The sequence below is a fragment of the Rickettsiales bacterium genome (genome assembly GCA_029252805.1).
Classification (GTDB): domain Bacteria; phylum Pseudomonadota; class Alphaproteobacteria; order Rickettsiales; family JALZUV01; genus JALZUV01.
Map to the genome: position 1 here is coordinate 60966 of JAQXAR010000025.1, position 14046 is coordinate 75011.

Annotated in this window: 14 protein-coding genes; 9 read left to right on the top strand and 5 right to left on the bottom strand. The window is 47.4% G+C overall.

Translation table 11 applies throughout. The features are described 5' to 3' along the window. Nucleotides 1-15: 15 nt before the first annotated feature. From rfbF to P8P30_05115, 8 genes are read left to right on the top strand one after another with little or no spacing between them, the layout of a single operon-like run. Entirely contained in the window at nucleotides 16-786 is a 771-nt protein-coding gene (gene rfbF, locus P8P30_05080; protein ID MDG1286922.1) for a glucose-1-phosphate cytidylyltransferase, read from the top strand. After that, entirely contained in the window at nucleotides 780-1886 is a 1107-nt protein-coding gene (rfbG, locus tag P8P30_05085; protein ID MDG1286923.1) for a CDP-glucose 4,6-dehydratase, read from the top strand. Before rfbF ends, rfbG begins: the two co-directional genes overlap by 7 nt. Then, nucleotides 1883-2419, top strand: a complete 537-nt coding sequence (rfbC, locus tag P8P30_05090) for a dTDP-4-dehydrorhamnose 3,5-epimerase (protein ID MDG1286924.1) — start codon at nucleotides 1883-1885, stop codon at nucleotides 2417-2419. The genes rfbG and rfbC overlap by 4 nt, the downstream gene beginning before the upstream one ends. Beyond that, the gene (locus P8P30_05095; GenBank protein MDG1286925.1) at nucleotides 2416-3360 is read left to right on the top strand and encodes an NAD(P)-dependent oxidoreductase; all 945 of its coding nucleotides are present in this window, start codon (nucleotides 2416-2418) and stop codon (nucleotides 3358-3360) included. Before rfbC ends, P8P30_05095 begins: the two co-directional genes overlap by 4 nt. Further along, nucleotides 3357-4100 carry a CmcI family methyltransferase gene (locus P8P30_05100; protein ID MDG1286926.1) on the top strand — a complete coding sequence of 248 codons (744 nt, stop codon included), beginning with the start codon at nucleotides 3357-3359 and terminating at the stop codon, nucleotides 4098-4100. Before P8P30_05095 ends, P8P30_05100 begins: the two co-directional genes overlap by 4 nt. Nucleotides 4101-4102: 2 nt before the next feature. Further along, entirely contained in the window at nucleotides 4103-4630 is a 528-nt protein-coding gene (locus P8P30_05105; protein MDG1286927.1) for an acyltransferase, read from the top strand. Then, nucleotides 4605-5933: a hypothetical protein gene (locus tag P8P30_05110; GenBank protein MDG1286928.1), complete on the top strand. Its 1329-nt coding sequence runs from the start codon at nucleotides 4605-4607 to the stop codon at nucleotides 5931-5933. The genes P8P30_05105 and P8P30_05110 overlap by 26 nt, the downstream gene beginning before the upstream one ends. Next, a complete protein-coding gene (locus P8P30_05115) occupies nucleotides 5930-6871 on the top strand; it encodes a glycosyltransferase family 2 protein (protein MDG1286929.1) in 942 nt (313 codons plus the stop codon). The genes P8P30_05110 and P8P30_05115 overlap by 4 nt, the downstream gene beginning before the upstream one ends. Nucleotides 6872-6885: 14 nt before the next feature. Here P8P30_05115 and P8P30_05120 read toward each other — a convergent pair whose 3' ends face one another. The 3 genes from P8P30_05120 to P8P30_05130 all read right to left on the bottom strand — a co-directional run bounded on the left by P8P30_05120 (nucleotide 6886) and on the right by P8P30_05130 (nucleotide 10488). After that, nucleotides 6886-7635, bottom strand: a complete 750-nt coding sequence (locus tag P8P30_05120) for an AAC(3) family N-acetyltransferase (GenBank protein MDG1286930.1) — start codon at nucleotides 7633-7635, stop codon at nucleotides 6886-6888. Between the two features lie 28 nt (nucleotides 7636-7663). Then, nucleotides 7664-8557, bottom strand: a complete 894-nt coding sequence (locus tag P8P30_05125) for a DapH/DapD/GlmU-related protein (GenBank protein MDG1286931.1) — start codon at nucleotides 8555-8557, stop codon at nucleotides 7664-7666. A gap of 194 nt (nucleotides 8558-8751) precedes the next feature. Then, complete coding sequence (locus P8P30_05130) at nucleotides 8752-10488, bottom strand: carbamoyltransferase C-terminal domain-containing protein (GenBank protein MDG1286932.1); 1737 nt, start codon at nucleotides 10486-10488, stop codon at nucleotides 8752-8754. A gap of 178 nt (nucleotides 10489-10666) precedes the next feature. On the opposite strand from P8P30_05130, the gene wecB reads away from it, so the two are divergent. After that, on the top strand, nucleotides 10667-11755 hold the full coding sequence (gene wecB / locus P8P30_05135; protein MDG1286933.1) for a UDP-N-acetylglucosamine 2-epimerase (non-hydrolyzing): 1089 nt from the start codon (nucleotides 10667-10669) through the stop codon (nucleotides 11753-11755). A gap of 6 nt (nucleotides 11756-11761) precedes the next feature. Here the strand turns inward: wecB and P8P30_05140 are convergent, their stop codons facing one another. Next, nucleotides 11762-12772, bottom strand: coding sequence for an NAD-dependent epimerase (locus P8P30_05140; protein MDG1286934.1), 1011 nt, complete (start codon nucleotides 12770-12772; stop codon nucleotides 11762-11764). Beyond that, nucleotides 12769-14043, bottom strand: a complete 1275-nt coding sequence (locus P8P30_05145) for a nucleotide sugar dehydrogenase (protein ID MDG1286935.1) — start codon at nucleotides 14041-14043, stop codon at nucleotides 12769-12771. The genes P8P30_05140 and P8P30_05145 overlap by 4 nt, the downstream gene beginning before the upstream one ends. Nucleotides 14044-14046 lie beyond the last annotated feature (3 nt).

A 14046-nucleotide genomic window follows, 5' to 3' on the forward strand; every position in this document is an offset into this window, starting at 1 on the left:
GTGAAGGGGCAAGGCATGAAGGTAGTTATTCTAGCGGGTGGACTTGGCACACGAATCTCAGAAGAGACAAGTTCAAGACCAAAACCAATGATCGAAATCGGTGGGAAACCCATCCTTTGGCACATCATGAAAATGTATTCCAGTCACGGCTTGAATGAGTTTATCATTTGCTGTGGTTACAAGGGCTATATCATCAAAGAGTATTTCGCCAATTATGCGCTGCACATGTCGGATTTAACCTTCGATATGGAGAGTGGCCAGATGGAAGTGCATCAACAAAAAGCGGAGCCTTGGCGTGTCACGCTTGTTGATACGGGCGAAAATACGATGACAGGCGGGCGATTGAAGCGCCTAAAAAGCTATATCGAAGAAGAGGAAAACATTTGCTTTACCTATGGTGATGGTGTCAGTGATGTCGATATAAGCGCGCTGATTAAGTTTCATAAAGACCATGGGAAATTGGCGACCGTGACTGCGGTTGTGCCGCCGGGGCGCTACGGTGCGCTTGAATGTGAAGGTAATCAGGTGCGCGGATTTACCGAAAAACCTCCAGGCGATGGAGGGCTTATCAATGGCGGATTTTTTGTGTTATCGCCCAAATGCCTTGATCTGATTGAAGGTGATACCACTCATTGGGAATCTGGCCCTTTAAACAACTTAGCCAAAAACGGAGATCTTATGGCCTTCGCACATAAAGGTTTCTGGCAGCCTATGGATACATTGCGAGAAAAGCGAATGCTTGAAAATCTCTGGAGTAACGGTGAGGCTCCTTGGAAGACATGGTAGTACAGCCAGTAAACGATACCCTGCCGAAACAAGAATTTTGGTCGGGGAAACGTGTTCTGTTGACCGGGCATACTGGGTTTAAAGGAGCATGGCTTGTTCTTTGGCTTCGCCGACTTGGGGCTGAGGTTGTGGGCGTCGCATTAAAGCCAGAGACTGCGCCTAATCTTTTTGATGCAGCATCAGTGGCTGACCATATCAGCGAAAATCATTTTTGCGATATTCGAGATGTGGGCGCTCTGACAGAGATTGTCAGAAATTCCCGTCCGGAAGTTGTGTTTCATCTAGCGGCGCAATCTCTCGTCTTAACGGGTTACGAAAAGCCGCTGGAAACCTTCGATACTAATGTCATAGGTACGGCTAATCTTTTGGAGGCGGTTCGATCCTCCGAGACTGTTCGCTCGATTGTGGCGATTACCACCGACAAGGTTTACGAAAATAATGAAACAGCCGAACTATTTAGCGAGACAGACAGGTTGGGGGGGCGCGACCCCTATAGTGCCAGTAAAGCGGCATCCGAGTTGGTCATTTCGTGCTATCGTTCGTCCTTCTTATCGCAGCGAGGTATTGCCATTGCCTCCGCCAGAGCGGGCAATGTCATTGGCGGTGGAGATTGGGCAGATAACCGTCTTATTCCCGATGCGGTACGTGCTTGGGAAAGCGATACTCCGCTCTCTATACGCAGCCCCAATGCGATTCGCCCGTGGCAACATGTTTTGGAACCCTTGGCGGCTTATTTGCGTTTAGCGCAGCGGATCCATGAGGAGCCAGAACTGGCTGATAGCTACAATTTTGGCCCTGAGCCGCAGGAGGCCGCCACCGTGCGCGAGGTCATCTCTTTTGCTCAATCGGCATTTGGCCGAGGGGATACGACATGGGGAGAAGTTTCAGAAGATAATTATGAAGCGAAATGGTTGGCGCTGGAAACGGCAAAAGCTCAACAGCTACTTGGCATCGTTCCGCGGTGGCCCTTAGCCAAAGGAATTGAACAAACGATGGCTTGGTATAGGAATTTTCTGGATGATGGTGATGCCTATGAATTGTGCGCGAGAGATATCGAGGCATTTGAAAAATGTGTTCCTAATAAGGAGCGCACGTCATGAAGTTTGAGAAGACTCCACTAGAGGGTGCTTATCTGGTTGCGCTGGATCGCCTCTCCGATGAGCGTGGTTTTTTTGCGCGAACCTTTTGTGCCAAAGAGTTCGCAGAACACCAGTTGGAAACGCAGTTTGTTCAGGCTAATTTGAGCCAAAATACAGAGGCTGGCATTGTACGAGGTATGCATTTTCAACGTGGCGCCGATGCAGAAGTAAAATTAGTACGCTGCATTAGTGGTGCCGTTTATGATGTAATTGTTGATATTCGTGAAACTTCTCCCACTTATTTAAAATGGTTTGCAGCGGAGTTGTCGGCGGAAAATGGGATGCTTATGTATGTGCCCAAAGGCTTCGCCCACGGCTATCAGGCACTCACCGAGAATGCGACAGTGCATTACATGGTAAGCACCTATTACGCCCCTGATGCTGAAGGCGGATTGTGCTATGATGACCCTGCCATGGGTATTGAATGGCCATTACTCGTATCGTCTACTTCGCCCAAAGATGCCTCGTGGCCTCTCATGAAAGGCCACGAATGAGTCGCGGAAAAATACTTGTAACCGGAGCCTCCGGTTTTATTGGAAGTGCGCTGGTTAAGCGTCTTGTGAAGGAAAAAAAGGATGTCATTCCCACGGCACGACGCCGCATTGATCTTTTATCGCAAGAACTTGGTGTCACCTTTTCAGAACTAAATGTAATGGGAGAGCTGCCCGATTTTGATGGCATCGAAACCATTATCCATTGTGCGACTCCAAACGACATTCAATCCCGTGAAAACGATGGTGGGGTGCCGCTTGCAGTGATGGGGACGCGTCGGTTGTTGGAACAGGCTGCTAAGCAAGGGGTGCGCCGCGTGGTATATCTATCAACGCTTCAAGTTTATGGCACGGAGTTGCAGGGAGGTGTTGATGAGACGACCCCCGTTAGCTGCGAGACCCCTTATGCGCTCAATCATTATCTAGGGGAGGAAGTCTGCCGCTACATGGCGCAGACAACCAAACTTGATATCGTAGCGCTGCGGCCATCAAACGTCTATGGCGTGCCAAGCGTATCCACGGTTAATCGGGAAACACTGGTGCCGATGTGTTTCGTCAAGGAAGCCCTTGCAACCGGAAAGGTATGTTTGCGGTCGTCAGGCCGGCAGCTACGAAATTTCATTTCAACGGATGAAGTGGCCGCAATCATCACACAGTTGATAGACGATTTTCCGCAAGGTTATACGATAGTGAATGCCGCTTCAGACTGGGAAACACGCATTTGTGATATCGCCAATATCGTAGGTCAAGCTTGGCGGGATGTTAAAAAAACTCCGTTGGAGATTCAGGTGCTATCAGATCAACCCGAAAAGCCTGAAATATTTACCGTGACATCCCGTCATATTTCGCCACAACTCTCTAAAGAGGCATCTAGGCAGCGTATGGCGGATGTGATTAAAAGTTTAATTGAAACCCAATCAGACATTAAAGTGAGATCAGCATGACAGAAGACCCTATCAAACAATTTCTTGATGAACGCCACGCCGACATTGTAAAAATGGGACAGGATGAGGAGCTTCGTCAGAAATCCCTGGAGTGGATGCATCACGCTGACAAATATAAATATACATACAATTACAGTTGGATGGGACGTCCCGTCATCAAGTACCCTAATGATATGATGATTCAGCAGGAACTGATGTGGGCGCTAAAGCCTGATTTGGTGATTGAAACGGGAATTGCCCATGGGGGGTCCATTATCTTCACCGCAGCAATGATGGAAATGATGGGAATTGATGGCGAGGTGGTCGGTATTGACATTGATATCCGCAAGCATAACCGTGACGCGATTGAAGCGCACCCGATGATGAAACGAATCACCATGTATGAAGGCGATTCGGTCTCCTCTGAAATGGTCGAAAAAGTGCGTGCCCATACTGAAGGCAAAAAATGCGTCATGGTGATTCTAGACTCATTACACTCTCACGAGCACGTATACAAAGAATTGCAGGCCTATGCCGACATGACAACGGTTGGTAGTTATTGCGTATTGCCCGATACCTTTATCGAGTTCTTCCCTAAAGGCTATTATTCGGACACGCGCCCATGGGATGTCGGCGATAATCCTTATACTGCTATGCAGCAATATATGTCAGAGGTGAATCACTTTGAAATTGATAAAAGCCTGACTCATAAGGCAATGATTACGGAAACCATCGATGGTTACCTGAAACGAGTGCGTTAACGATGGTGCTTAAAGTCGCTGATACGGCAGAGATTTCTGATCTTGCTCAGATTGAAGACTCACAAAGGGGGACGCTGATTGAAATCGAGGACCACGTCTATATCGACTCCTTCGTTCGCATTCGACCTGTCGGTGGGGATGGGCCCATACGCATCGGCAAAAACAGCTTTATCAACGCGGGAACGGTTATTTTCTCTGGCAATGGTGTCGACATTGGTGAATGGGTGCTGATCGCGCCTAATTGTACATTTGCCCCAACCAACCACGCCTTTGAATCACGCAGCCAAACGATCCGCCACCAAGGATTTTTGCCAAGCAAGGGGGGTATTGTAATTGAGCGTGATGTATGGGTTGGCGCAAATTGCACTCTTCTTGATGGTGCGATTCTGCGCGAAGGCTGCATTATTGGGGCCGGGTCGGTGGTACGCGGCGAAGTGGAGGCCTTCTCGATTCAAGCAGGTAATCCCTTAAGCAAAATCGGTATGCGGGGCGAAGAACCGTTAGATGGAAGCGATGAAAATAAAAGCTAAACCCGATGCCAATTCAGTACCAATGGATGCTAGAGAGGATGGCTCACTGGAGAAGTTCATTACGGCGTTTAATCAGTTAGAGGTAGAAGCGGATCTGTTTTCGCGGTGTAAAGATAATGAGGGTTTCCACTGGTGGGACGTCGCAAGATATAGCGTGCAATTTGTTATCGCGACGGAAAAAGATCTCGTAGGATCAAAAAAAGAAAAATCTGCTTCTAAATTTGAACGTGCGTTTCATTTTGTAAAACATACAGTAGGAGTTGCGCTGTTCATTTGGGGTTTAGCCACCCTTAGATCTCAAAAGATCGATATGCTTTATGTTTCAACCCGTGCGCTGGAAGCGGCCTGTGCACCGTTTCTGGAGAAAGCGTCGTGTGTGCTATATGCTAATAAGACAGGCATTGTAAATCCACCCCATCAGGCTTTGTCAAAATTGACGATCGACTTTCTGCTTCGCCTTATAACGCCTCTCTTTCGTGTGCCTGCTGAAGTTACTTTGGAAGCGGCGCAGATCGCAGCCAAGATCAAAGACAAGTTCGGTGTGGATGCAGACTTATGTGGCCCCATGCTGCACAAGTACAAGCAGGCGCGAGCGGCTTTTTGGCTCTGGGGGATTATTTTGAATCGCTTGCCCGCGCTTAAGCAGATTCTATTTGTCAATGATGATACCTTGCGACCTCTTATTTCATTGGCGCGTGAGAAAGGGATAGAGACCCTCGAGATTCAACATGGCTATATGGGAAGCTCCCATTTTGCGTATAGTTATCCGAAGCTTCCTTTTGCTTTGCCCTCGTTTCCAGATAAAGTTCTGATTACGCGAGACACAGGAGATATTACCTTTCCAATAGCTCAGCTTACAGTAAAAAAGAGTGACCGCTGCGCATCAGAAGGGCTCCGCGATATTGATGTTTTGGTCGGAGGAAGCCCGACACGTTCGCAAGAAATGCGTGATATTGTGAAGGCGCTGGCAGAGCTTGGACTTTCGATTGGGGTGAAACTTCATCCTGCTCAGACCGAAGATTCGTCGGGTCTTAGGCCTTTATTTTCAGCGGATATCCTTACCATTTTTGACGCAGGAGAAGACTTTAACTCTCTCGCGAGTCGTTCTCATATTTACGTGCCCGCCAATTCCACTTCGACCACCGTTTTTGAAGCCGTCGAAGCCGGTGCAGATTTGATCACGATTAATTACGGCGGGCAAAAGCTCACCAACATGTGCGATCCTATTGCGACGGCTCAAGTCAATAGCTTTGACTCGTTGCGTGATACGGTGGTCAGTCATTTGGAACAGAGGCAGGAATGAACTTCGACTGGAGTCAGACGACTGATATCGACGAAAACATGGTGGTCTACCGATCTGTGCCGGATGGATTTGTGCCGCGCGTGACGATAGCTATGCCCACGTTCAATCGTGCTGATACCATTAAGCGGGCACTTTCATCATTAGCAAAGCAAAGCTTTCGCGATTTTGTGCTGATTGTTTCCGATAATGCTGGCCAAGACCCGCAAACGCTGCAAGCCATCAAAGAGTTTGAAGAGCAACTGCCTGGCGTCATTTTGATTGCGCAACCTGAAAATAAAGGGGCGCTCAACAACCTACACTGCCTTTTATCAGTGGCACAGACGGATTATTTCATGTGGTTGGCGGATGATGATGAAGTTACGGAAACTTATTTGGAACAACTGACCGGGCTTTTGGATGAAGATAGGAAGGCCGTAGCGGCCACGGGGTATTGGCATAGTATGAGCAGCCCGACTGACGGGTATAGACGCCGAAAATCTGAACATGCAGAGAGAAGTTTGCTTGTACGAGCGGTGAAATATGTTGCTGGCCCGACGAATGATATCATGTTTTATGGATTACATCGCACCGCCTGTTTGCGGAGATGCAAATTTAATGACTATTGGCTTCCCAATAAAGGCGTGTTGACCAATTGGTGCTATGTGTTCTTATTCGACCTGATATTACAGGGGCCAATACGCCATACTGAGGCGGCTGGCTGGATATGTCATAATTATAGCGAAAAGCAATATAATGCGGCAAAAGCGCAGGGAGTCTCTGACCGGATTAAAACCCTTATCCGCCGGATTAATGTCTATGCTCTTTATTGCGGTAAAGCCTGCCACAAAACCTCAATTTTATTGCTCCCTATTTTACTCGCCTGTATTTATGGCTTCACACGAGATGTAGTGGCGGCGGCCGTGCGAATTTCGTGCAGAGTTCTGTTCCAGAAAAGATAAGCTGAATAAGGCCGTTAGTAGTCAGTAGGAGAGGAAATCAAAAAGGCATGCGGGTTTTCTTCCAGCGCCTGCATGCAGCAATCATCAAATTCCCGCGCCTTAAAGACACATAATTTTCCTTTGCCTAAGGCAATCTCAGTCGTTGCGTTACGTTCCTTCAGAATTTTCACCGCGGCAGCAGGATCTTTCTTAACTGACATGTCGCGGCGTACAAAATACCGTTGTGAGATGGGAGTGCGTGTTTCGCCTTCCACTAAATACCCTTTGAATTCTTTATAATCATTATAGGGCGCTTTATTGCGTTCTTCGCTAAGGTGATAAAAAGTGGCTTTTTCATACCCCACGCCCAACATCATCACTTTAGCATCATTTTCGAGCAGCCTGACCATGGGTGACGATGCATCGAGTAGACTATGATATTGCTGTAGATATTCATTGGCGCGGGCACCCCAAGCACAGAAGGAAACCATCGGCACGCAGGAACGTTTAACATTCTCCATTTTACGAAATTCTTCTGTGAGTATTCCGGTTTCGCTCGGTTGATTGATTGAGAATTCTTGGGTTTTTGCAAAAGAGCGGGTGGCCGTCATCATCACGATTGTTCCCTCGGCGGTGACCGCATTGCGCATCGCATGAATAAGGGATGGTAGCCCCTGTTCAAAATGCCCTAGCTCGCTTAAAGACGAGTGAATTAATACATCATCGCCCGGCTTAAGCGCCGCTCGCATGGCTTTGTTAGTTTCATCTATGCTAATAATATTCATAAGATTCTCTCTAAGGATGACTTGGCTATTAAACAGAAGATAGCTTCTTGACGAACGCTAACCAGTCTTCATGTGGAACGGCAAAATTTCCTGTCACTGTTTCCCCTGCGGGTACATCTTGTGTCACGACAGACCCTATCGATATGCGCGCACCGTCGCCAATGTTTACTCTGTTGCGGATGACAGCCCCAGGTCCGATGAAAACATTTTCTCCAATGGTTGAGTGCCCCAAAATCAGTACTCCTGCACATAAGATTGAGCCTTTTTTTATTCTTACTCCATGGGCGATGGAGACATGCCCATCAATCTTCACCTCATCTTCAATAATGGTATTTCTATATGAGAACCCTCGGCTGATAGCACAACCAGCACCAATTTCTACATTCTCACCAATGTCTAATTTTCCGTCATGTCTGGGGCTTATAATACCTTTTGAAGTGCGTTGATGTTGAAAGCAATCAAGCCCAAGTACGGCCCCTGAGCGCACCACTGAATTGGCTCCAATCTTTGTTGCTTCATAAACACTCACAAAGGGATCTAAACGAACATGCGGGGCAATCTCCACTCCGTTTTTTGCAATCCAACTTCCCTCTGTGATGCAACCAGGCGCAATAATGCTAGATTCGAAAATTTGATTGGCAGCAAGGTAGTCGACAAGTGAAAAATAAGCCCAAGTGGGGTCGTCACAAACGATTTTATCAATATTTTCGGGAAGGTCGCCTGCTAATTCTTTGGTGCAAAAAACTCCTGCAATATGACTATTCATATTCAGGCTCTCAATCAGGTCCTTTCTAATGTAGGATAATACTCTTTCAGCATGTGTTGCATGGACATCTCCAACACCGCTAAATGCCTCGATTTCTGTAACTATCCCCGTTGCTTGTAAAATCGTATCGGAATCAACCAGATTCTGAGAGTTCATATTACCTCATATTTACCATTCGTAGCGTGTGCCATTATAATACTGTGTTGTTATGCTTAAAGCTAATGCTTTCATATTTATCATATGAAATATAACGCGGAGTATAGCCAGTAACCTTGGTTGTGTTTTTACCGACTAATCATTGCCATGATTTATCTCAAATAAGAAAGAAGAAGTTCCTGCTGACACTGACTCTACTTCTTGTCTTCGGGTAATTCTAGCTCTGGCTTCGCCACCAAATAATCACCTAACGCCAGATAGTCGAGTCCGCTATTTAGGAACACGTCTAATGCTTCAGCCGGCGTGTTGATGAGCGGGTATCCGTGCAAATTAAACGAAGTGTTTAGCACGCAGTAAGTGCCGGTTTCATCGCCGAAAGCCTTGATAAGCTCCCAGTATCCTAGGTTGGTATCACGTTTCACAAATTGCGCGCGAGCGGTTTTGTCGCGCGGATGAACCGCAGCGCCAATTTCTTGACTACTCTCAGGATTCGTATCATAGGCAAGCATCATATAAGGCGATTTAAAGCCCTTAGGATTCACGAGAAATCGGTCGCTTTCTTCTGCCAGCATCGACGGCGCAAAAGGCATCCAGAAGTCGCGCTTTTTAATCATGGCGTTGATCTTTTCAACATTTGGCCATTCGCGCGGATTCGCTAAAATAGAGCGGTTTCCCAGTGCGCGTGCCCCCCATTCCATACGCCCAGAAAAACGTGCCACAATGTGATTTTCAGCCAGCAGTTTCGCAACCGTCGGGTTGATGGCATCATAGTGCTGATAGGTGCATCCCGAGGTTCCAATTGCTTGCTTGATCGCGGTATCAATCTCAGTGTCAGAGAATTCACGACCCAAATATAAATGCTCCAGTGGTGTGCGTGCCTTGCCTGCAGCCTCGCCTGCCAAGCGAGCATATTCTAGCCATACCGCGCCAAACGACAAAGACTCATCGCCGCAGCTTGGGAAGACAAATAGTTCGTCCACGCAGTCCAGTTCGCCAATGAATTTGTTGGCTTTCACATTCATGAAGACGCCGCCGCCGCACACTACTTTGCGAATGCCCGTATGTTCTACTACGCGCAAAACCCACTCGCGCAGCAACTCTTCGGTGAACATTTGTACGCCACCAGAGATGGCATCAAAGCGCTTGCATTCAAAGCGATCACGCAAGAAATAATAGATGTAGCTCGACTCTAAATCCGTGACAAGTTCGAAGCTCAGCCCATCTTCGGACAAGGTTAAATGTTCTTTGAGAATGTCGCGGATTTCCTCGGCGTATTTTTGCTCGGCGTAGGGCGCGAGGCCCATCACTTTATATTCATGCTCCCACGGCGTGAGGCCCAGCGCGTAGGTCACACGTGAATAAACCTTGCCTAAAGAGGCCTTACGTTTTGTCTCCGCAATGCGCTCAATCTTGGTGCCATTACCGATGGAAACAGATGCTGACACGCCGTCACCTGCACCGTCACAGGTCAGGATCAGGACCGGTTCGTCTAGCTCAAAGGGGGCGCCATAATAGGCGGCAGCGCCATGCGCTAAGTGATGCTCAACGAAGCTTACGTTTTCTGGACTTACACCCAGATGCTTAACTGCTTGCTGGATGCGTTCTTGCTTTCGGACGTCGAATACTGCTTTCAGGTAGGTCTTTTCGCGTTTCGCGTCGCGCTGCTGGTCTTCTTTGCCTGCGCGATACCATATGTTTGCCTTGGAGAGATGATCCATGGAATGCATAAAGTTACTAGCATAGACCACCTGATCCAACGCGTCTGACGCAATGCCGGCAATGTTGATGACTTCGTCAATCGATAGACGTGGATAGCCGACTTCGTTCTTGTTACGTGTCAGGCGCTCTTCGCAAACTGCGGCCACAATTTCACCGTCAATCAGCAGGGTAGCGCCGGAATTATGGCCATCATGTATTCCAAGTATTTTCATATTACCTCATATTTACCATTCGTAGCGTGTGCCATTATAATACTGTGTTGTTATGCTTAAAGCTAATGCTTTCATATTACTTGCATAAAATGTAATCTGACATACAGACAGTAACCTTGCTTATTTTCATAGGTTAAGTACTAGCCAATATTGATTTTAAGATAAGAAAGAGGAATAAATGACATCAGAGACCATCTTCTCCATCATCGGCGCACGCCCGCATTTCGTAAAAGCGGCTCCATTTATGGAAGCGATGCGCGAATCTTCTCATCAGGTATTTACCATCCACTCTGGTCAGCATTACGACCGCAATATGTCGGATGTATTCTTTCAGGAGCTAGGTATTCCCGATCCAGATATCAATCTCGGTATCGGCTCTGGTACGCATGCCAATCAAACTGCCGAAGTGATGATGGGTGTGGAAAAGTTGATTCTGGAGAAAAAACCCGAAGCGGTGGTGGTCTATGGCGATACGAATACGACGTTAGGCGCGGCGCTCGCAGCCGCTAAACTCTATGTGCCACTGGTTCATATCGAGGCTGGCGTGCGCTGTGGTAACTATCATATGCCGGAAGAAATTAATCGCGGCGTGATTGATAAAATTTCGAACTGTCTGGTCTGTCCAAGTGATTTGGCTGTCCAGAATCTGGCAAAAGAGGGGATTGTCAAAGGTGTCGATAATTACGGCGACTTTATGTATGACACTTTCGTTAAAGCGCAGGAAATGGCGCGCGTACAGGCGATAGATCTTGCCGATTATAATGTGAAAGAAGGCGGGTATTTTCTCTCAACGCTCCATCGTGAGGAAACGACCGCCTCGGCAGAAACCTTGGCCGCCGTGTTGGATGCGTTGGGCAGTTTTGATTATCCGGTCTTATTGCCGCTGCATCCGCGTACGCGCGCCTGTTTGGAACAAGCGAACATCCCGCTAGAACGCTCTGATAATTTAAGAATTCTGGAGCCAATCGGTTATATCGAAATGGTCAGCTTGATGAGCCGTGCAAAAATGGTGTTAACAGATTCCGGCGGAGTGCAAAAAGAGGCATTATGGGCTGGAATTCCCTGCGTAACACTCATGAATGAGACGACTTGGGTTGAGACAATCGAAGCGGGTTGGAATAAATTAACCGGGCTAGATTCGCAAAAAATTAAGAATGCGGTGGTTCATTTTTTGGAAAATACACCGCCCGCTTTATCCGATGTAACAAGTCTTTACGGCCCTGTTGGTTCAGCACAACGTGTTGCAAAGAACTTAGGTTGGATTTAATTTACACTAAATCTTGTAATAGTCGCGGTACCAGTCAACGAATTCGCGTACGCCTTGTTGCACCGTGATCGAAGGCTTATAGCCTGTCGCATTCACCAGTTCTGAGACATCGGAAAGATTATCGGCAATATCACCGGCCTGTAAGGGCAGCAATTCTCTCTCAGCCTTCATACCCAAAACTTCTTCAATGGTTTCAATATATTCAACCAGCTTTACGGAGTGATTATTGCCAATATTCAAAATACGGAAAGGGGCAAAGCTGGTGGCGACATCTGGGTTGTTGCTATCCCAATCAGGGTTGGGCTGCGCGATGTTATCACTGCTGCGTAAAATACCTTCGACAATATCAGTAATATAGGTGAAATCGCGCGTGTGGTTACCATGATTGAATAGCTGGATGGGTTTACCTTCTAAGATATTCTTGGTGAAAATAAACAGTGCCATATCTGGGCGACCCCATGTGCCGTAAGCGGTAAAGAAGCGCAGCGCAGTGGTCGGTAAATTGAATAGGTTGCTATAGGCATGTGCCATGAGCTCATTCGCACGTTTGGTGGCGGCATAAAATTGTAGCGGATGAGCTGCCGTTTGATGTTCAGAGAAAGGAATGTCCGTATTCGCACCATAAACACCAGAGGTAGAAGCATAGGTTAGGTGCGGTACTTTTTGGTAACGACACGCCTCCAGCATATTGGTGAATGCAATTAAGTTAGACTCCACATAAGCTTCTGGGTGTTCCATGCTATGGCGCACACCTGCTTGTGCTGCAAGGTGAATGACACGGTCGAATTGATGCTCTTTGAAGCATTCATCGACCGCTGGTTTATCGGCCAGATTCGCACGATAGAAATGATAATCGCCCTCCATCGCATCAAGTATTTTTAAACGGTCTTCTTTCAATTGAGGGTCGTAATAGTCATTCACACTGTCAAAGCCAACAACGCTATGGCCACGTTCTAGGAGCGTCTTTGCTGTATGAAAACCGATGAACCCTGCATTACCGGTGACAAGATATTTCACAAGCGTTCCTCGCTCTCTGATATTTTGAATAAGCCTTTTACATCGTATAAGATACCATCTGGCTTGCATAGAGCCCTAATGTTTGTCGCTCCTAACTCAATGAACTGGTGATGGCCGACAGCGATAATCACAGCGTCGTAATCAGCGGCGTTAGGCTTATTCACCAAGGTGATACCATATTCACGTTTTGCATCTTCAGCGCTTACCCATGGGTCGCAAACATCAACCTGGGCATGATAAGTTTGTAATTCGCGGATGACATCAATCACGCGAGAGTTACGCAGGTCAGGGCAGTTCTCTTTAAAGGTGAGCCCCATGATCAGAATTTTGCTTTCCGCCACATTAAGGCGTGCTTTCAACATTAGGCGAATCACACGCTCCGCCAGATACTGTCCCATCGTATCGTTGATACGGCGCCCAGCCAAAATCACCTCAGGGTGATAGCCAACCTGCTGCGCGCGATAGGTAAGGTAATAGGGGTCAACGCCGATGCAATGGCCGCCAACTAGACCAGGTGAGAAGGGCAGGAAGTTCCATTTGGTTTTAGCGGCTTCGAGCACGTCTTGCGTATCAATACCGAGCCTATGGAAGATAATTGATAGCTCATTCATGAAGGCGATATTTAAATCGCGTTGTGCATTCTCAATTACCTTTGCGGCTTCCGCTACTTCGATGGAGGAGGCTTTATGTGTGCCTGCCGTGATGACGGAGGCATAAACGGCATCCACAACATCTGCGGTTTCAGGCGTTGAGCCGCTCGTCACTTTTACAATATCGACAATGCCGCGATTTCTATCACCGGGGTTGATGCGTTCAGGGCTGTAGCCCGTGAAGAAATCAACATTATGCTTCATGCCAGATTCGCGCTCTAGAATCTCGACACCAACATTTTGAACGCAACCGGGAAAGACGGTAGATTCATACACCACAATCGCACCTTTAGGCATAACACGCGCTACCATTTCAGAGGCCTTTTTGAAAGGGTATAGGTCAGGCTGTTTGGCGGAGTTAATAGGAGTTGGGACCGTGATGATGAATAGTTTGCACTGTTTCAAGTCATCTGAATCGGTCGTAAAGGAGAGTTGCGATGCTGCGGCCAGTTCTTCCTCGCTCACCTCAAGGTTTTTATCAATGCTATTCTGGAGCGATTCAACTCGATCTTTTGCAATATCAAACCCGATAACAGGCCGTTTATTGCCAAATGCAACGGCGAGTGGCAAGCCGACATAACCGAGTCCAATAACCGCAATTTTATCTGTATCAAGAATCATTGA